19 protein-coding genes are annotated in these 20182 nt (G+C 34.7%); 6 read left to right on the top strand and 13 right to left on the bottom strand.

Annotated elements, in window-relative coordinates; genetic code table 11:
* Positions 1–45: 45 nt before the first annotated feature.
* The 4 genes from SM124_RS04360 to SM124_RS04345 form a co-directional block, all read right to left on the bottom strand.
* Positions 46–1029 (bottom strand): PstS family phosphate ABC transporter substrate-binding protein, encoded by a 984-nt coding sequence (locus tag SM124_RS04360; protein WP_322445064.1) that lies wholly within the window; start codon positions 1027–1029, stop codon positions 46–48.
* Between the two features lie 300 nt (positions 1030–1329).
* On the bottom strand, positions 1330–3423 hold the full coding sequence (locus SM124_RS04355; RefSeq protein ID WP_322445063.1) for a peptidoglycan D,D-transpeptidase FtsI family protein: 2094 nt from the start codon (positions 3421–3423) through the stop codon (positions 1330–1332).
* Positions 3424–3506: 83 nt separating this feature from the next.
* Complete coding sequence (locus tag SM124_RS04350; RefSeq protein WP_322445062.1) at positions 3507–4721, bottom strand: MFS transporter; 1215 nt, start codon at positions 4719–4721, stop codon at positions 3507–3509.
* A 115-nt stretch (positions 4722–4836) separates the two neighbouring features.
* Complete coding sequence (locus SM124_RS04345) at positions 4837–5445, bottom strand: superoxide dismutase (RefSeq protein ID WP_322445061.1); 609 nt, start codon at positions 5443–5445, stop codon at positions 4837–4839.
* 452 nt (positions 5446–5897) lie between these two features.
* Between SM124_RS04345 and SM124_RS04340 the strand changes: the two genes are divergently transcribed.
* Positions 5898–6593: a Crp/Fnr family transcriptional regulator gene (locus SM124_RS04340; protein ID WP_322445060.1), complete on the top strand. Its 696-nt coding sequence runs from the start codon at positions 5898–5900 to the stop codon at positions 6591–6593.
* A gap of 33 nt (positions 6594–6626) precedes the next feature.
* Here SM124_RS04340 and SM124_RS04335 read toward each other — a convergent pair whose 3' ends face one another.
* On the bottom strand, positions 6627–7130 hold the full coding sequence (locus SM124_RS04335) for a DUF456 domain-containing protein (protein ID WP_322445059.1): 504 nt from the start codon (positions 7128–7130) through the stop codon (positions 6627–6629).
* A 113-nt stretch (positions 7131–7243) separates the two neighbouring features.
* Complete coding sequence (locus SM124_RS04330) at positions 7244–8875, bottom strand: Na/Pi cotransporter family protein (protein WP_322445058.1); 1632 nt, start codon at positions 8873–8875, stop codon at positions 7244–7246.
* Positions 8876–9120: 245 nt separating this feature from the next.
* Here SM124_RS04330 and SM124_RS04325 point away from each other — a divergent pair, with 245 nt between their 5' ends.
* Positions 9121–9891 (top strand): DUF1189 domain-containing protein, encoded by a 771-nt coding sequence (locus SM124_RS04325; RefSeq protein WP_322445057.1) that lies wholly within the window; start codon positions 9121–9123, stop codon positions 9889–9891.
* A 47-nt stretch (positions 9892–9938) separates the two neighbouring features.
* Here SM124_RS04325 and SM124_RS24150 read toward each other — a convergent pair whose 3' ends face one another.
* Positions 9939–11606, bottom strand: coding sequence for a methyl-accepting chemotaxis protein (locus tag SM124_RS24150; RefSeq protein WP_322445056.1), 1668 nt, complete (start codon positions 11604–11606; stop codon positions 9939–9941).
* Positions 11607–11925: 319 nt separating this feature from the next.
* On the opposite strand from SM124_RS24150, the gene yqfZ reads away from it, so the two are divergent.
* Both yqfZ and ispG read left to right on the top strand, forming a co-directional pair.
* Positions 11926–12246, top strand: a complete 321-nt coding sequence (gene yqfZ, locus SM124_RS04315) for a protein YqfZ (RefSeq protein WP_322445055.1) — start codon at positions 11926–11928, stop codon at positions 12244–12246.
* A 228-nt stretch (positions 12247–12474) separates the two neighbouring features.
* The gene (gene ispG, locus SM124_RS04310) at positions 12475–13569 is read left to right on the top strand and encodes a flavodoxin-dependent (E)-4-hydroxy-3-methylbut-2-enyl-diphosphate synthase (RefSeq protein WP_322445505.1); all 1095 of its coding nucleotides are present in this window, start codon (positions 12475–12477) and stop codon (positions 13567–13569) included.
* A 51-nt stretch (positions 13570–13620) separates the two neighbouring features.
* Here the strand turns inward: ispG and SM124_RS24055 are convergent, their stop codons facing one another.
* On the bottom strand, positions 13621–13971 hold the full coding sequence (locus tag SM124_RS24055) for a hypothetical protein (protein WP_407691376.1): 351 nt from the start codon (positions 13969–13971) through the stop codon (positions 13621–13623).
* Between the two features lie 585 nt (positions 13972–14556).
* Here SM124_RS24055 and SM124_RS04300 point away from each other — a divergent pair.
* Entirely contained in the window at positions 14557–15129 is a 573-nt protein-coding gene (locus SM124_RS04300) for a hypothetical protein (RefSeq protein WP_322445053.1), read from the top strand.
* A 43-nt stretch (positions 15130–15172) separates the two neighbouring features.
* Here SM124_RS04300 and zur read toward each other — a convergent pair whose 3' ends face one another.
* The 3 genes from zur to SM124_RS04285 are packed head-to-tail and all read right to left on the bottom strand — an operon-like array spanning position 15173 to position 17263.
* Positions 15173–15583, bottom strand: a complete 411-nt coding sequence (gene zur / locus SM124_RS04295) for a zinc uptake transcriptional repressor Zur (protein ID WP_322445052.1) — start codon at positions 15581–15583, stop codon at positions 15173–15175.
* 37 nt (positions 15584–15620) lie between these two features.
* Positions 15621–16475: a metal ABC transporter permease gene (locus tag SM124_RS04290; RefSeq protein ID WP_322445051.1), complete on the bottom strand. Its 855-nt coding sequence runs from the start codon at positions 16473–16475 to the stop codon at positions 15621–15623.
* Entirely contained in the window at positions 16472–17263 is a 792-nt protein-coding gene (locus SM124_RS04285; RefSeq protein WP_322445050.1) for a metal ABC transporter ATP-binding protein, read from the bottom strand. Before SM124_RS04285 ends, SM124_RS04290 begins: the two co-directional genes overlap by 4 nt.
* A 181-nt stretch (positions 17264–17444) precedes the next feature.
* Here SM124_RS04285 and SM124_RS04280 point away from each other — a divergent pair, with 181 nt between their 5' ends.
* Positions 17445–17699, top strand: a complete 255-nt coding sequence (locus SM124_RS04280) for a DUF2624 domain-containing protein (RefSeq protein WP_322445049.1) — start codon at positions 17445–17447, stop codon at positions 17697–17699.
* A gap of 75 nt (positions 17700–17774) precedes the next feature.
* Here SM124_RS04280 and SM124_RS04275 read toward each other — a convergent pair whose 3' ends face one another.
* Together SM124_RS04275 and SM124_RS04270 are read right to left on the bottom strand one after the other, a co-directional pair.
* Positions 17775–18668: a deoxyribonuclease IV gene (locus SM124_RS04275; RefSeq protein ID WP_322445048.1), complete on the bottom strand. Its 894-nt coding sequence runs from the start codon at positions 18666–18668 to the stop codon at positions 17775–17777.
* Positions 18669–18691: 23 nt separating this feature from the next.
* Positions 18692–20008 (bottom strand): DEAD/DEAH box helicase, encoded by a 1317-nt coding sequence (locus SM124_RS04270; RefSeq protein ID WP_322445047.1) that lies wholly within the window; start codon positions 20006–20008, stop codon positions 18692–18694.
* Positions 20009–20182: the final 174 nt, after the last annotated feature.

The raw sequence follows: 20182 nt of genomic DNA, 5'->3' as shown, positions 1-20182 counted from the left end.
ATGAGAAGATTGACTTCTCACCTTCTTCTACTAAACCCCAGTAGATTATTTTAGAGCTTTTAAAGCGTCAACAGATGCTTGAACTTCTTCATCCGTTAAAGGAGCGAATCCAGTGTCTTTAGCTGTTTGTTGTGCGTTTTCCATTGCATAGATGGCGAAGTCTAATACTTGTGGCTTGTCTTTCGCCATTTGTTTGTTTAGGTAAGTAAACACAGGACGAGTGAATGGAGAGTAAGCAAAACTATCACCTTCACCAATTGTGTCTAAAGATGGCTCAATAGGACCATTTCCGAAATCTACATTAACAGCTTGTAATTTATCTTGATTGCTTTCATAGTAACCATAACCGAAGAACGCGATAGCATTTTTGTCTTTAGATACTAAGTCAACTAATGTCGAATATTCTTGTTGAAGGTTAACTCCTTCAACTAAATCTTGCTCACCAAGAATTTTTTCCCAGAAGAACTCATATGTTCCATGGTTTTCATTTGGACCCATTGCAACGATAGGCTCATTCGGGAAGTCTGGACGTACATCAGACCAGTTTTTCTTACCACCACTTGCAAGGAAGATCTCAATAATTTCTTCTTTAGTAAGTTCTTTTGCCCATGTATTTTCTTTATTGATAACAAATGTTAAACCATCTAAAGCTACTTTTAATTCTTGTACTTCAATTCCTAAATCTGAAGCAGTTGCAGCTTCTTCTTCTTTAATCGTACGAGAAGCATTGTTAAAGTCTGTTCCGTTTTCTACTAAGAATTTTTTGAATCCAGCAGATGTACCTGCGCGACCTACTTCAACTGAAACATTTTCTTCTTTATTAATCATATAGTCTTCAGCAGCCTTAGCCATGAAAGGATATACTGTACCTGATCCATCAATTACTACACTGCCTTCTAGCTCTTGAGACTCTGTATTATCTGACCCTTTAGTTTCTTCATTCGTTTTTTCATTACCACCACATGCAGCCACGATAACCATTAACGCTGATAGTAGTAATAGTAAGCTAACCTTTTTAAGACTTTTCATTTTCCGTAATTCCCCCTAAGAAATTTTGGTTTTTTGTATTTGTCCTACGAGTATTAGAATAAACGGAGAGTGTTAATATGGTTTTAATGAAATGTAAAGCTTTTGTAAATTCAGTTGAATCTTGTGTAAACCTGTCGAAGTTTGGGCAACATATTGGATTCTAACCTTTGATGAAGCACTATATTAAAGCCATTTCAAATCTTTCTTTAGTTAATAAGCTTTTATTTAGTCTTAATCTTTCCTAGATAAGAAAAAAAATGTACTCATAAAAGAGTACATTTGAATAGACATGTGCTTTAACTAATGATTCACATTTGTTTTTTTAAGCTTAAAGTACACGTCTAAAACATTACGACCTATTTCGTAATTAGCCGTATGGCCTTTTTTCCCTTGATATGCCCAAGGAACAACTACCGCCATAGCAACTTCAGGATTTTTATGAGGGGCATAGGCAACTAAACTTAGATTCATAACCTCAGGTGCTTTTTGATACTTCCTTCTTTCTGGTCCATCATAAAACGCTTCAGCCGTTCCTGTCTTTCCGGCAGGAGAATAGGGTGCGTCTTTAAAACGCCTTGCAGCTGTTCCTTCTGGATGCTGCATAACCTGTCTGAACCCTTCCTGAACATTTTCCAACCAACCAGGCTTTAAGTCAATCCGGTTTAATACGGTTGGTTCTATTTCTTGGATAATTGGACCTAGTCTAGTGTCGTCTATCGTTGTCTCGCGAATTTCTTTTACTATACGAGGCTGAACTCGATACCCACCATTAGCTATCGTTGCTACATATTGAGCAATTTGCATCGGTGTATATGTATCATATTGGCCAATTACTAAGTCTAATAGGAAGCCGGGGAGCTTTTGTGGTCCTCTAAATCCTATTTGTTCGTTAGGAAGATCAATCCCTGTTCGGGTTCCAAGGCCAAACTCCGTAAAGGACTGCCTGATTACGTCAAATGCTTTATTGGTATCCATCCGAAGTGGTTGATTAGGCTCATATTCACCATTTCCAATAGCAATTGCAGTTTTGAACATATATACATTTGAGGACACTCTTAGAGCACGAATTTCGTTCAAAGTACCGAATTTATTACTCCATGATCCTTTTGGTGGAGTATCTTTTATCTTTAGAGGAATGTCTAAATAGTATGTTCCAACTTGATTGACACCTGTTTTATAACCAGTCAGGATGGTTGCACCTTTAACAGAAGATCCCATGCTATAGGAACTAGATATCGTTCCATACGTATGGTCTTGCATTTCTAATTTTCCTGTCTTCTCATCTCTTGCGATTTGTTTGCCAGCCATGGACAAGACTTCCCCTGTATGAGGGTTTAATAGGACAACATAAGCTCTATCTAACAACTCTGTATTTGGTTGTTTTTTGGCTTTCCATAATTCTTGCTCTAATATTTTTTCAACCGCCAGCTGTAGTTCCATATCGATGGTTAAAACAATATCTTTTCCACTTTTTCCTTCCGAAACCACTTCTGTTCTTAAAACGTTTCCTTTTTTATCAGTAATATTCTTTACCTTCGCTTTCTGACCATGCAAAACATTTTCATATTGATATTCAATATAGCTTCTACCCACTCGATCGTTCTGACTGTATTCTCTCGCCATAAAATAGTCAAGCTGCTCTCTCGGAACCCCATCATTCACTTTACCCAGTATCGTTTTTAAGGTTTTATCAAACGCATAGCTTCGTTCCCAATCTGTCGTTGTGTCTACCCCAGGTAATAATTGTAGGTTTTCACTAACTTTAGCATATTCCTCTCTTGTCACACCCTTATTTTTTACCATTAATCTTGAGTGTGCATATCCATTATTAAAAATTTTGTAGATAGCCAAAACCTCTAAGTCATGTTTGTTAAGCTCTTTTAACTCGGTATCAGTTACTCTTTGTAGCATTAAATCATAAGTTTGCCTATTAAATTCCTTGACTGTTATATCTTTGCTTTTGATCCTCTCCCTTTCTTCCTTAGATACTTTTTTCTGAGCTTTGCTTAAGTTTTTCATAATCCAGTAATCTTTCTTGTCCCGCTCTGTCACTTTATCCGTATCCATCTCAATTAAAAAAGCGAGCTTTTCAGCAACCTTTAACATTTCACTTTGACTTGCTCCATGATTCGTATATGTAATGGCATTTTGGGCTACATTGTCCACAATAATCCTTCCGTTTCGGTCAAAAATTTTCCCTCTCGGAACAGGATTACTAATCGTATAATCTTCCGTTCTTTCTATTTCCCTTTTGTAGTCGTCACCATAAACAATTTGTACCATACCTAACCGTAATATGAGCACAGAAAAAAGAAGAAATACTAAGAAGAATACAACATTTAAACGGAAGGGTACATGAGTCTTCTTCTTCTTGGTTTTACTGTTCACTTTCATTTTCACATCCGTTCAAAAGAGAATATCTATGTTTTTAATAAGGATTTACGCGAAAAAGGAAAGGTAAATTACCTCTCCCACAGTTATGAAGAAAACTGAATCCGTCTTATAAAAAAGTAGATTATCGAATGTCCCGCACCAATGATTAACAACAATATAGGTATACCTTTCTCAGGATTAAAGAACGAAACGGTAAAAAGGAATGCTAATATGGAAACAATTCTACCTGAATTTAAAAATATTTCTCTAACAACAATATACTCAATCCTCATTTCAGCAGCTTTCCACCCAGTACCAATCACATCGTAAGTTAAGGAAACATAAGGTACTAAAAGAATGGGATAAGCAATCGCAATAACAGCTGCATATATTAACATTTTCATATAGGTAACCTTAAAGACGATTATAAGTATGGCAGCATAAAGTAATATTCCGCCAATTAATATCGCCTTTTTGCGTTGGTCCTTTTTAATCATCCTCGAAACCAAATAATAGGTGACAAAGGCAATACCAGAGTTCACTAACCCAAAGGTTCCTAAGGCCATCTCACTCCCTGTTGAAATAAATACAAATACCGAAATAACAAAGACGAAAGTACCTTCTCGTAGGCCCTGGAAAAAATGAGCATTAGTAACCATTTTCCAATTCAAATTGTTTTTTCGTTCACTAAGAATTCTCGTAACCCAATATTTCCCCTCCGCTGGTCTTCTCTTAAGAGAAAAGCTTAATAAAACGGCTAGAGAAAATAAGCCTAGTGAAATCCCAAAAACAATTGAATATCCTGCCGTTTTTGCCAACTTAGAAATAATGAATCCTGCTGCAAAGGGACCTATCATTCCACCAACAGAAGATAAAATCCCTAAAAATCCATTAAAGAAGTCTCTAGTTTCAGGCTCTGTAATTTCGAAGGTTAATACATTAAAGGCTAACCAATAGAATCCATAGCCAATACCTAATAGTCCCCCTAATACCAAGAGAAATTTAGAAGCATTAGCACCAATCAGCAAAACAGATAAATAAAAGAGAGCTAAAAAAATGACACCGATTCTTAACACAATCACTCTGTCAATTTTTTTAGCCCACCTTCCCGCAAGAATAAAGGTTATTGGCTGTAAGACAACAATAGATAGATTATATAAACCTAAATTCAGGTATTCTCCCGTTTGCTTCCAAAGATAGATATTTACAAATGTGTTAGATAAGGCAACACTCAGAGAATATAGCCCACCTATTAATAGCAATAAAGTTAAATCCTTTGTTAGTTCAATGTCGCCGATCAGTTTTTTAAATATGCTCATAAGAAACTCCCCTTTATATCTAGGGATTAGTCTCTACAAAATGCCATTGATTATTCACATATGAGAAAATGAAGAAAAAAAAGAAGAGACCAATGGCCTCTTCTTTCATATATGATTATTTTGCAGCGTTGTAACGGTTTGAAACTTCTTCCCAATTAACTACATTCCAGAAAGAGCTGATGTAGTCAGGGCGACGATTTTGGTAGTTTAAGTAGTAGGCATGCTCCCAAACATCTAAACCTAGGATAGGAGTTTTGCCTTCCATTAATGGAGTATCTTGGTTTGGTGTGCTTGTTACTTCTAACTCACCGTTGTTTACAACTAGCCAAGCCCAACCAGAACCAAATCTTGTAGTTGCAGCTTTAGCGAATTCAGCTTTGAAGTTATCGTAGCTTCCAAATTTGCTGTTGATTGCAGTTCCTAGATCACCAGTTGGCTCTCCCCCACCGTTTGGAGAAAGGATTTGCCAGAATAATGCGTGGTTAGCATGGCCTCCACCATTGTTACGTACAGCTGTACGTGCAGCTTCAGGAACTGCATCTAAGTTAGAAACTAGCTCTTCGATTGATTTTGAAAGAAGCTCTTCGTTTCCTTCTAATGCAGCATTTAAGTTTGTAACATAAGTGTTGTGGTGTTTTGTGTGGTGAATGTTCATAGTTTCTTTGTCGATATGTGGTTCTAGAGCGTCATAAGCATAAGGTAATTGTGGTAATTCAAATGCCATAATTTACTCCTCCTATGTATGTATTTATTTTTTTATAATCCTTAGAAGCATTTCAATAAAGTTTTTCATTTAAGAATGTTTCTAAAGTGATTAACTTAAGATTACCAAAGATGGATATTTGATTCAAATAAAATGCTTTCAATTTTGCAAGTATATTTATGCTAACAAATATACAATACCCATATAGCTTAAGAATATTCACCATAAGCCTGGCATTTTCCTGTTTACTTTAGAAAAGTTTTCTCTATATTTTTCATTTAAGGTCCCTTTTAATGTTGAAAATAGCATTGAAATGAATGATTCAACATATTGTCAATAATGTTAAAAGCAGTGACAAATCAACGTTCTTGTCTTCGCTAAGCTCATTTCACTCCCATGGTTTTCCAATGTCATATTGACAGTGTTTAATCAATTTTATTTAATCAAAGGGAGAGACAAAGGAGTGACCTCATGTGAACATACCAACTATCTCACTTTATAGCTTATTAGTTCAAGAATTTATTGATAAAGAGACTGTTCAAAAAATTAGGGCCGGGACTCTTCTTTTTAATGAATCTGATTCTGTTAATCATATTTATATATTATTACAGGGTAAAGTCTCTGTAGGGAGGTACCATTCAAAGGGTAAAGAATTTATCTTAAAAATCCTAAATCATGACGAGTTAATCATTGAGTATCAATTGTTTAAGCATAATCCGAAATATCACTTTTATGCGAAAACGTTATCCGATTGTGAAGTTCTAATGATTAATAGAGAGATATTTGAAAAATTTATCCTTAGTAACCCTCAAGCTTTGACAACTCTCACAACCTGGTTAAGTACTCGATATTTAAAGGCACAAATGAAATGCCAGGATTTAATGATGAATGGTAAAAAGGGTGGTTTGTATTCCATCTTAATACGTTTATGTAACAGCTACGGTATTATGCGGGATGATGGCATTTTAATTGATTTGCCACTAACTCATCAAGAATTAGCCAGTTTAACCTTTAGTACTCGAGAAGTCGTATTAAGAATGTTGAAAGAACTAAGAGATAAAAATGTCATCTCATACGATCAATTAAAATTTACCGTAAAAAACTTAAGTTATTTAAAAGAAGAAGTTGATTGCCAAAATTGCCCTTACGAAATTTGCGGGTTGAATTAGTATGAAAAAAATCGCCAAAACAGGCGATTTTTTCTATAGAACGACTAGTAAGAAATATCCAATCATAACTCCTTGGATAATTCCTTTTGTTATCACACTACTAATAAAGCCCACTACGGAGCCAAATCCAATTTTAACAGCGTCTTTAAAATCTTTTTTATTCACTATCAGTTCAGCAATAATTGCTCCTATAAATGGTCCAATGATTATTCCAAATAGAGGGATAATAAAAGGCCCTACCAATAATCCGATTGTGCTTCCCCAAATCCCCGCCTTTGAGCCTCCATATTTTTTTACTCCTATCATATTAGCAACATAATCCGCTCCGAATAGTAAAATTAAAAATAAACTCTGTATGAGCCAGAATAACCAATTAAAAGGCTCGAAGGTAAATAAAAAACCATATAAGATAAAAGCAGCAAATATAAATAGAACACTTGGAATAATAGGGTACACTAAACCAATAAATGAAATAATAAAGAGAATAATAATGATTCCCCAATATAAAGATTCAGCCAATTCAAACACTCCTAACATGATTCTCCAATTATGATTAATCATACAACAAAATATAAAAATTACCTATATAGTATATTCTTCTATCAAAAAAAGTAAGGGAATCTTTCCCTTACTTTTTTCAACATATGGAGTTAATGTCTTTCGCCTAATACTGCTTCAGCAATATTTACCGCATGGTCACCAATACGCTCAAGGTTACTAATGATGTCAACATAAACGATACCAGCTTGACCCGAACATGAACCTTCATTTATACGAATGATATGCTGCTTACGAAGTTTTCTCTCCATTTTATCAATAAGATCTTCTTTCTCCACAACATGTCTTGCAGCGTCTTTATCTTTATGGTCTAAAGCTTGCATAGCTTCTTTTACAGTAGAAATGGTTAAATTAAACATTTCTTCAAGGTCAGACATAGCTGTATCAGTAATTTTCACTTTATTTGCTTGTTTGTAATCCACTAATTCAACGATGTTTTCAAAGTGGTCACCGATACGTTCAATATCACGAACCGTATCCATTAAAGCAGAGTGTTCTTCTGATTCGTGATGAGATAAAGAATGTGATGCAAGGTCAACTAAATAATCAGTAATTTTGCGGTCTAAATTGTTAATTGCATCTTCTAATTGAAGTGCTGTTTGTGAATGTTTTGTTTGTGAAGTTTTTAAAAAATTGTTTGTTTCCTCTAAACCAAGTACAGCAAACTGACCCATACGTAGGACTTCTTCTTTTGCCTGTCCAAGTGCAATCGACGGAGATTGTTGGATAAAATGTGGATCTAAATGTTTCGCTTTGTACTCTATTATAGAATCCTCTCCTGGAATTAATTTTGTAACAATTAAAGCTAATAGTCCAATGAAAGGTAATTGTATTAATGTATTCGTTGTATTGAATATTCCATGTGCAAATGCAATTGTCATTTCAGGGTTTAAGTTCATTGCATTTTGTAAATAACCAACTACTGATGTAAATGGTACTAGTAAAATCATGAAAATGGTTGTACCAATTAGGTTAAATAAGACGTGAGTCGCAGCTGCTCGTCTTGCAGCAACTGATGCACCGATAGCAGCTAGTACAGCGGTAATCGTTGTACCAATATTGTCACCAAAAAGTACTGGAAGAGCTGCATCTAAGTTTATTAGGTTCTCAGCAAATAACCCCTGTAATATCCCAATAGTAGCACTCGAGCTTTGAACAATGACAGTAAATACTGTTCCAATTACTACTCCTAGAATTGGATTTGAACTCAAACTAACCGTTAACTCCTGAAATGCTTCTAAAGATCTTAGAGGCTTCATACCAGAACTCATTAACTCTAATCCAAAGAATAAAGCTCCAAAACCAAAGACAATATTTCCAAAGTTCTGTATTCGATTATTTTTAAAGAAGAAAATTAAAATGGCTCCAACAGCGATAATCGGAAGAGCATAGTCTCCTACTTTTATACCGATAATAAATGCCGTTACGGTTGTTCCTATGTTAGCACCCATTATAACCCCAATAGCTTGTCTAAGCGTCATGAAACCTGCACTTACTAATCCTACGGTAATTACAGTTGTTCCTGAGCTACTTTGGATTAATATAGTAACAATAACCCCAGCTAATACACCCATTAGTGGATTTGTTGTAAAACGGTCTAAAATATCACGAAGCTTATCTCCTGCAGATTTTTGAAGACCATCCCCCATAAATTTAATACCAAATAAGAAAATACCAAGGCCACCTATAAATTCGAATATCATCTTCTGAACATCAAGTTCCAAAATTCTTCAACCCCTAATTAAATAATTATTCGACAATAACCAACAAACCCTCTACAATTATGTTTAATTGTTTAGAATATGTAAATATGTTAGATAGCGAATTTACAATACCTTAACAATAGAACTACTATATTACAATTCTGTTACAGATTATAATGATTATAATCATTAATTTTTCTCAAAACTTGTACTAAGAATGATAGAAGGCTAAAATAAATGATGAATATTTATAAGGGTGGTCTATCATGAACATATTTAAACAATTTACAAAAAGCTTATATTCTCCAAAAGATATTGCTTTGTTCCGTTTTCAAGGGATTGGAAAAACAATTCTTTATGTTTTCTTGTTAACTTTATTATCAGTTATTCCAACCGTAACATACTTCAGTATGACAATGGTAAACGGACTTGAAGCAGCCCAATCAACAATTAATGATGAAATCCCTTCATTTGTTATTGAAAATGGATCACTTTCTAGTGAACAAACCGAACCTGTAGAAATTCATGAGAATGATTTTTCAATTATCTTTGATTCAACAGGCAAGATACAGCAAGATGACTTAAAGACTGTAGACAATGGTATTGCACTCCTACAAAAGGACTTTATCGTTGTTACAGGTGGAACTTTAGATGCTTATTCCTATTCAATGTTTACTGATCTAGTTATAACAAAAGATGACTTTATTAAATTCTTAGATACTCTTGATTCACTCTTGGCTATTATAATTCCCATTTTTATCATTGTTATTTATATCTTCTCTAGCGGGATTAAGTTTATAGAGGTTTCTATTTTAGCTGCTATTGGTTTAGTATTAAGAAGTATGACTCAAAGGAATCTTCAATATAGACAATTATGGAGAATGGCAGCATACAGTGTAACTCTGCCAACGATTTTCTTTACCATAATGGAAGCGATTCAAACCGGCGTACCAAACGGCTTCTTATTAAACTGGTTTGTTTCAATACTTGTTTTATTCCTAGCTATACGAGAAATTCCAAAACCCAAAAATAAATAAACCAAAAAGGGGTTGGCTTTTGCCACCCCTTTTGCATTATGTATGTACTATATTTTAAACTTACGCAAAACTTCCTCTAGATGAAGAGCCATAGTATTTAGCGTCTGTGCAGAAGCTGTTATTTCTTCGATGGTTGCTAGTTGTTCTTTTACTGATAAAGCTACGCTATTGGAATATGTTGAGTTAATATTGGCAATTTCCGTTAACACTTCAATATTTGAAGTTACATTTTTTGAACTAGATGACATATTGTCAACAAATGCGTTAATCGAGTCAATATTGTTTCTAATATCTTGTATAGACTGGTTTATATGTTTAAAAGACAAACCTGCTTCATTGACTGCTACGGTCCCATTTTCCACTTCTTTTGTACTCTTTTTCATTGCTTCAATAGCGTTAAGCGTATCCGCTTGAATTCGGGTAATAAGTTGAACAATTTGATTAGAAGAGTCTTTTGATTGTACAGCTAACTTTCTTACCTCATCTGCTACAACCGCAAATCCTTTACCTTGTTCACCAGCTCGCGCAGCTTCAATCGCAGCATTTAAGGCTAATAAATTGGTCTGTTCAGCGAGACTTGTAATGACTTCAGTTATAGAACTGATTTCATTCGAGCGTTTTCCAAGTGTTTCAATTAGATATGATACATCACTAACTGAATGGCTAATATGGTTCATTTGAGAAATGGCATGTTCAACTACATTATTACCTTTATTAGATACTTCTGCTACAGCTAGTGAAGAATGTTCTAATACATAAACTGACTGTTTTAATGTATCTAGATTTTTGTTTAACTCTTCAATTGTTTGTGTTGCTTCATTTACACTTGCTAATTGTTTGTTAGAAGAAGCGGCAACTTCCTGTATTGAGCTTGTAATTTGTTCAGTACCTTTAGACGTTTCTTCCGAACTAACTGTTAACTCTTCAGCAGAAGCATAAACTTGGAATGACGTACTTGACGCTTGGACAATTAGGTTCCTAAGGTCTTGAACCATCATATTAAACATTTTTGTTAGTTGTCCTATTTCATCTTCTGAAGTTACTTCCATTTTCGGTTTACTAAAATCTCCATCAGCTATGTCTTTTACTCGTAAAGAAAGTCGATTAATCGGTATGTAAATGGATTTTGATAGGAGTACAGCAACTAATATGGTAACCATTGCTACTATTACCGTTAATATGGTTGTAATTAAACTAACTTTGTTACCGTTTGTTATTATTTCATTACCTAATTCTTTAACTCTTTTTTCTTTTTCATCAGCTATTTTTTTTAATGCAGACATATTATTTTCAGCCTTAAATTGCTCTGAGCCAAGATTTAATAGAGCCTGACGCTTGTCTCCCTGATCATAGACAGTTATCACGTCTTTTTGCATGATTTCATTCCACTTTGTTCCCGATTCAATTATTTTTTTTATCTCTTTTTCAGAGGATTTATTCCTTTTATTTGCTAATATCTGACCTTCCATTTTCTTACTGATATTCACATTGGCTTCGAATTGGTCTTTTGCCACTGGTGTTCCTTCAAGTAGATAGTTATTAACTAGTCTCAACCTTTCAGACATATTAAATCTTAAATCCTGTAATAATATCAGCTCTTCTGATTCATTTAAAATTAGCTCTTCTGCTAATTCATTTACTTTTTTAACATTTATTATTGAATAAAAAGCTAAAACCCCTGAAACAAATAAAATAAAACTAAAACTAAATAACAATCTCCCCCGTATACTTTTGGTCGAGAACAAACTACTTTTTTCTATGTTCCCATTTTTCCTAGTAAAAAATTTTCGATAAATATCGCCACTTACCACCAAGAAAACACACCTTTCCCCTAATATCCAATCTCATTATGACAAATTACTATTAAGAATTTGTAAAGGATATGTAATGTTTTCTTTAAGGTGAAAAATAATCTGATCTATAACGGGAAGGTACAGAATAAAAAATAAATCTTTTAAGCTATAAAAGAAGTTCTATATATTATTGGACAAGCATATGTTTTGGAAAAACCATTAAATTAAGGTGGTATTTCCTATGAAGCGATTACTAGGATTCTTGATGTTTATATTAGTTATGTATGTTGTATATTATGACTTAAGCCAAGGGACACTCCCTGCTATAGCAGAACCAACGATGGTTACTACTACTACAGAGGAAACCACAATTTCATATTTCGAGAAAAAGGTAGAGCATGGTGATACGGTTTTATCAGTAATTGAAAAGCAGTTAGATCAATCCATTCCTGTTTCTATAGAGAAAGTAGTAAATGATTTCATTGAGCTCAACGCTGGATTAAAGCCTGAACAAATTAAATTTGGTCAAACATATAAGTTTCCAAACTATAGTAATGAGTAATTTTTTTCATTGACTAGTTACTTTCTTGTCAATTTTATGACTTCATTGATACAATAAACGGTATAAAGACAAAATATCATTAGACTTTTTTCTTTAGGTTAATTAAAAAGCTATTTTGTAAACATCCGTATACAATAGCGTATTAGTCTATTCTTAATGTTTTGTAAAAAACAGCCAAAACGAATCGTAAAAGATGAAATTTAAAGGAGCGAATCACGATTGGGTGAGATTATACATCGTACCAAAACTAGACCTGTAAAAGTAGGACCTTTAACCATTGGTGGTAATAATCAGGTAATTATTCAGAGTATGACAACAACAAAAACACATGATGTGGAGGCAACTGTTGCTGAGATTAAACGTCTTGAAGAAGCAGGATGTCAAATTGTTCGTGTTGCATGTCCTGATGAAAGAGCCGCTAATGCTATTAGTGAAATTAAGAAAAGAATTAATATACCTCTTGTAGTTGATATTCACTTTGATTACAAGTTAGCGCTTAAAGCTATTGAGGGTGGAGCAGATAAGATCAGAATTAATCCAGGGAACATTGGAAAACGTGAGAAAGTAGAAGCCGTTGTAAAAGCCGCTAAAGAGCGTGGGATTCCTATCCGTATTGGTGTAAATGCTGGATCTCTAGAAAAGCGTATCATTGAGAAATACGGATATCCAACAGCAGATGGAATGGTCGAAAGTGCTCTACATCATATAAAGATCTTAGAGGATTTAGATTTCCATGATATTATCGTTTCCATGAAAGCTTCTGACGTTAATCTAGCTATCGAAGCTTTTGAAAAAGCATCTCGATCCTTTGACTATCCTCTTCACCTCGGGATTACAGAGTCAGGTACTTTATTTGCCGGGACGGTTAAGAGTGCCGCTGGTTTAGGAGCAATTTTAAACATGGGTATTGGAAATACAGTACGTGTTTCTTTAAGTGCAGACCCTGTTGAAGAAGTCAAAGTGGCTAGAGAATTATTAAAGTCTTTTGGCTTGCTGTCTAATGCTGCAACCCTTATTTCTTGCCCTACATGTGGACGTATTGAAATTGATTTAATTAGTATTGCAAATGAAGTAGAAGAATACATTCAAAAAATTAAGGTACCAATTAAGGTTGCTGTACTTGGATGTGCAGTAAATGGTCCTGGAGAAGCTCGTGAAGCCGATATAGGAATTGCCGGAGCAAGAGGCGAAGGCTTATTATTCCGCAAAGGTGAAATCGTTAGAAAGGTTCCTGAAGCGATTATGGTGGAAGAGCTAAAGAAGGAAATTGATCAAATTGCTGAAGAATATTTAGCCAAACAAGCTGAATCTCAAAATGTATAATTACAGGAAAGGCTTGGCGTTCGCCAAGCCTTTTTTATATCTACATCTTCATTAAAAGAACGGTAATATAAATATACCGATGATAATTGAAACTGCTCCAATACCAATCGCCCAGCTACCAAGACCTGTTGAACCTCTACGTAAAGCAATGAAACCTAGTACAATCCCTGCTGCACCAAATAATACTGGTAAAACAAATAAAGATAAAATAGAAAGGATGATCGCAGCAAATCCTACTCCTGTACCTGCTGCTGCCATACCTCTGCCATCATTTGTTTGACCTTCTGTTTTACGTCTATTTGCTATCCCTCTATCGTATGACACAGGTGCAGCAATCTCCGCTGCCGTTTCCTCAGAATAATTTTTATTGTTTTTATTCTTAGAATTTATCGGCACAGACATTCCTGTATAAGTTTGATCAGTATAATTATTCTGAGTTAACTCGTTTGAAGTTTCCTCATTATAATTATTTTGAGACTTCTGAGTTGAAGCTGAATTCTCAAAATAACTTGCACCACTATAATGTGTTCTTGATGGTGATGTTAATTCAGTTGAAGTTTCTTCTGAAAAACTTGTTTTACTGGAATCAGCACTTCTTGGTGCAGTTGATTTTGAAGATGCTTCTTCAGAATAGATACCAGGTGCTGCAATATCAGCTGAGGTTGTACTAGAATAATTTGCAGTTCCCGTTTGGTTGTCTTTTGTATTCTGACCAAATTGCTCGCTACTACGAAGATTGCTATCATCGTTATTGCTACGTTGATCTGCCATATTCGAATCCCTCGCTTTCTTTGGTGGAGCATTTATATTATTTGATATAATGGTTCTTTTATAATTGTTAATCTTTGTCTTAGTTGTCATAAGAAAAACGAAAGCGCCCTTCGGTTAGCCACGATAAGTTCTTATCTAATAAAAACGCAAAAGTCCTTTAGTACACCCGATAATTTTGATAAAATAATAAGAACAACTACTGTGAGGAGAACCATAATGAAAAAAAGATTTGGCATTGATATTGATGGTACAGTCACTTGTCCAGCCACCATCGTTCCTTACTTAAATCGATCGTTTAATTTAGATATTACCCTTGCTGATATAAAGCAGTATGATTTAATGCCTTTAGTGGATGTTTCTGAGGAAGAGTTTGCCAAATGGTTTCTAGAAAGTGAGCCCCTGATTTATGCCGAGTCTCCTCTTGCTGATGGAGCGAAAAATATCCTACTAGAATGGCAAAAGGAGCATGAGCTTTATTTTATAAGTGCAAGGGGATCTTATTTATTAGATGTCACAAAGAAATGGTTTCAAAGAAATGAACTCGGTTACCATCATATTGAACTTATTGGAACTCATGAAAAGGTTGAAACAGCAAAAGCATGTCAAGTGGATATCTTTTTTGAGGACAAGCATGATAATGCAGTCTCTATTCACGAGGAATGTGGAATTCCGGTCATACTTTTTGATACACCGTATAACCAAGACCCTATTCCGAGCGGCGTGATACGAGTAACCCATTGGCTAGAAGCAAAGAAATGGGTAGATGATTGGCTGAAGTCAACTACATAAACGAAAAAAGACGACTGTATAAAGTCGTCTTTTTTTTCATCTATTACACACATTCAGGGCAGCGCCCATATATTTCAAACTTATGACCCGATATATCATAACCATTTAAATTTTCTTTCAGATTATTCATTGGACAAGTTTCAATTTCTTTTGTTTTTCCACAATCTAAACAAATAAAATGATGATGGTGGTGTTTATGTGAGCATGTAAAACGGAAATGCTTTTCCCCTGACAATTCTGTCATTTCAAGAATACCGAGCTCCACAAATAACGAAAGATTGCGATAGATTGTATCAAAGCTAAGTCCTGGATAATCATTCTTCATGGCATCTAATACATCTTTTGCCGTTAAATATTTATTTTGAATAGAGAAAAGCTGTAGCATTTCTTCCCTTTTCCCTGTATATTTGAATCCTTTTTCTTTCATTAACTCCAATGCTTGACCTACATTCATCCAATTTCACCTCAATTAAAACCTTACCTTAAAATCATTATAAACTTTTAGGAACAGAAAACCGCGAATAAAGTTGTTTAAATAAAATAGCTATAATTAAAATTAAGACAGAAATCATTACAATGGTTCCACCAGGTGCAAGGTCTAAGTAATAGGAGAGCGTGAGTCCACCTAGAACAGCAATTTCACCAAATAAAACAGAGAAAAAAATCGTTTGTTTAAAACCATTTGCAATTCTGATACTGGCCGCTACAGGTAACGTCATCAACGAAGAAACTAATAAAATTCCCACTACCCTCATGGAGGCAGCAATGACTAAAGCCACCATGATGATAAAAATGAAGTGAATTCTTTTAGAGGGAATACCTGCCGCTTTTGCATGTTCTTCATCAAAAGATAATACAAATAATTCCTTATATAAAAGGATAATTAGCGAAATAACAACAATACTTATCAAAATAATAATATATAAATCCGTTCGACTGACAGCACTAACACTTCCAAATAAATAACTAAATAAATCAGTATTAAAACCATCCGCTAAAGAAATGAAGATTACACCTAATCCAATTCCGCTAGACAAAATAATAGGTATGGCAAGCTCTTGATAATGCTTATAAACACTTCTAAGCCTTTCAATCAATAATGCTCCTGTTACAGAGAATCCCATTCCCAAATACATAGGGTTCAACCCTGGAAATAGCATGAGTTTTTTTTCAATAAAAAGGCTTGCCGCTATTCCTGCCAATGTTACATGACTAAGGGCATCTGCGATTAGAGATAATCGGCGTACAACAATAAAAACTCCTAGTAAAGGGGCAATAATCCCAATAATTACACCAGTTAGAAAGGCATTTTGTAAAAATTCATATTGTAATATACCTTGTATCATTGATGTGTTCCTCCATGACAATGGTGATGATCATGGTTATGTGTCAGAACGTGAACATCATGACCGTAAAATTGAGATAAATCATTGTTTTTAAGTTGCTCAAATTCTTGAGTAAGCCCGTGAAAATGAAGGCATTTATTTAGACAGGCAACATGGGTTACTTTGTCTGTTATGGTTCCAATATCGTGTGTAACTAAAAGTAATGTGATTCCATCCTTTTTGTTTAGCTGATCGAGCATTTCATAAAAAGATTGTACATTCTGTGCATCAACCCCAACGGTTGGCTCATCTAAAATAAGCAATTTGGGATCACTAACAAGTGCTCTTGCAATAAACACCCTCTGCTGCTGCCCTCCAGATAACTCTCCAATATTACGAGTAGCGAACGAGGAAAGGCCAACTGATTCAAGAACCTCTTGAACCTTTTGATGATGGTGTTTTTTCATCATTTTAAATAGACCTAGTTTTTGGGTCAATCCACTTGCTACTACTTCATAAACCGTTGCAGGGAAACCAGTATTAAAGGAATTAGCCTTTTGTGAAACAAACCCTATCCGATGCCAGTCTTTAAAACGATTGCTATCCTGACCAAATAGTTTTATTTCTCCCATTTGTGCCTTTAATAAACCTAGAATTAACTTTATAATTGTGGATTTACCAGAACCATTTGGACCAACTAGTCCTAAAAATGCACCCTCTGGAATCGATAGGTTGACATTCTCAAGGACAAGCTCCTTATCATATCGATAAGATAAATTTTTTATATCGATTATATTTTGTGAATGCATTATTATCACCTTAAAAATTAAGAATCATTCCGATTTAACAGAATGTAGTATAACTCAACTTCTTAATGTTGTAAAGTTGGTTGGTTTTAATCTATAAGAGCTAACGGTTTTATTTTTATATTTATTTGTTGTCACATATTCCAAAAGTACCTCATAGGCTACTACGAGGGAGTGATGAAAATTGAAAATCTTTGAAAACATCATCAATCATAAAATCAACACAATAACAGCAGAAGAACTACTTAAATACGCAAAGCAATTTCAAGTGTCTATAAGTAGAGATCATGCGAAGCAAATTGCTAATTACTTAAGAGGGAAACAAGTGAATATTTTTAATGACAGTGACCGTGCAAAAATTATAAAAGAAATTGCTAAAATAGCTGGACCTAATACAGCAAAAGAAGTGAATAAAATATTTACTCAATTTACTAAATAGTACTTAGAGAGCTATCCGAATATGTATATACACATATAAAAGAAGAACAAGTTTATCGACTTGTTCTTCTTAATTTTAGATTGAAGCGATTAGGTTTAATACATTTTCGTTAAACTCTTTATTTCTTAGCATTTGGATTTCATGGAAGTATGGTGGCTTTTTATCGTTTTTATCTTCACCTACAAATGGTGTTTCTAAAATTTTAGGCACTGCTGTTAGTTGAGGATGGTGAACGATATAATTTAAAGCTTCAAAGCCGATGTGACCAAACCCAATGTTTTCATGTCGGTCCTTACGCATTCCTTTTTCATTTTTACTATCATTAATGTGTAAGACTTTTAAACGGTCTAGTCCGATAATTTTATCAAATTGATCTAGTACCCCATCAAAATCTTCAACGATGTTATAACCTGCATCATGAGTATGACATGTATCAAAACAGATAGAAATTCGATCATTATGAGAGACACCATCAATAATTCTTGCTAGTTCTTCAAAGGAGCTTCCGCACTCTGATCCCTTACCAGCCATTGTTTCTAGAGCAATTTGTACTTTTTCATTACCTGTTAGAACTTCATTTAGACCCTCAATAATCTTCTTAATGCCTTCGTCTACTCCTGCCCCTACATGAGCACCAGGGTGAAGGACGATCTGTGAAGCGCCGAGAGCTTCTGTTCTTTCAATTTCAGTAGTTAAAAAACGAACTCCTAAATCAAATGTATCAGGGTTTGTTGTGTTTCCAATGTTTATAATATATGGGGCATGTACAATAATTTCGTCAATGCCATTTTCTTTCATATGCTTAAGACCAGCTTCAATGTTTAAGTCTTCAATTTTTTTTCGTCTCGTGTTTTGTGGAGCTCCTGTATAAATCATGAATGTGTTTGCACCATATGAGACAGCTTCTTCACTAGCAGCTAGAAGCATTTTTTTTCCACTCATTGAAACGTGAGATCCAATCTTTAACATCTTTTTCTCTCCCCTAACTCCCTTTATTTATCTCGTTTTTTTATTCGATTTTGACGCTTTTTAACTTTATCTATCTCATATTTCATTTTCTTTTTATAGCCAGGTTTAACTTTCTTCGGCTTCTTTACGATTGCTTGAGCAGCTAGAGCGGCTTCATCGACTTGACGTTGACGTTTTTTACGCTTATTTCGATCTTCAAGCTCGATTACTTCCCCTTTTTTCAAGTCGACATTCTTAAACTCAATTCCTAACTTCTCTAGCTTGTTTAGTGCATCTTCATCACTAGTTTCATAAATGGTTAAGGCTATACCCGAGAATCCTGCACGAGCTGTACGTCCCACACGGTGAACATAGAAATCCAAGTCTGATGGTAATTCATAGTTAATAACATGGCTAATTCCTTGAATATCAATTCCTCGTGCTGCAAGGTCTGTAGCAACGATATATTGGAACTCTAAATCCTTAATTTGCTTCATCATTTTTTTACGTTCGCGCGGACTTAAATCTCCATGGATACGTGCAACCTTTAATCCTCTATGCGACAGTGCCCCAGCTACTTCCTCGGCCATTTTCTTTGTATTTGTAAACACGATGGCTAGGTAAGGATTAAAAGCATTCAATGCTTCAAATACGACTGCTTTTTTATCCCTGTGTCTCGAAGGAATAAGATAATGTTGAATCTTCGCTGCGGTTAATTGCTTCGGTTCAATATGAATATATTTCGGATTTTCCATATACTTCTTCAGGAAAGGCTTTAGTTTTTCAGGAATGGTTGCTGAGAAAACTAACATTTGTAAGTCACCAGGCATCTTAGCCCCCATTTGATCTACATCTTCAATAAAGCCCATATCTAACATTAAATCTGCTTCATCTACAACGAGCATTTTTGCTGTGTGCACAAATAGAGCTTGTTCTTTTACTAAATCATTTAATCTTCCTGGAGTACCGACAACAATATGAGGCTGAGTCTTTAGTTTCTCAATCGCTCTTTGTTTGTCTGTTCCTCCGATAAAATTACGAGCTGTGATTTCTTCACCTTCTGAAGCATGCTTCGTAATCTTCAATATCTCTTGGTAGATTTGACTAGCTAATTCACGTGTTGGTGCAGTAATGACAGCTTGTACCTCTTGCTTGTTTGGATTGATTTTTTCAAGGATAGGTAGTATGTAAGAATGTGTTTTTCCTGTACCCGTTTGAGATTGTCCAATCGCACTATCCCCTTTTAAAACGGTAGGGATTAATCTTTCTTGAATTTCCGTAGGTTCATAAAAACCAATTTCTTTAATTGCTTTTATTATGAATGGTTTGAAATCATATACATCAAATTTAGTTTCCGTCATATGTTTACTCCTTCTATTTTGGTTAGGCTGTCTGATTTTTTCCGGACATTTTTAGAGGTTAATTACCTCGTATAAACAGCCACTATTAAACACCGCCCGAATATCCATCATGTAATTATAATAAAGATTTTAGTAAAGCGCCACTCAGTTGGTATTTCATATTATTATTTTTAG

The sequence above is a fragment of the Robertmurraya mangrovi genome (genome assembly GCF_034427655.1).
In the GTDB taxonomy this organism is placed as follows: Bacteria; Bacillota; Bacilli; order Bacillales; family Cytobacillaceae; genus Robertmurraya_A; species Robertmurraya_A mangrovi.
The sequence above is the reverse complement of the archived record's forward strand: the minus strand, read 5'-3'. Positions and strand labels throughout refer to the sequence as shown.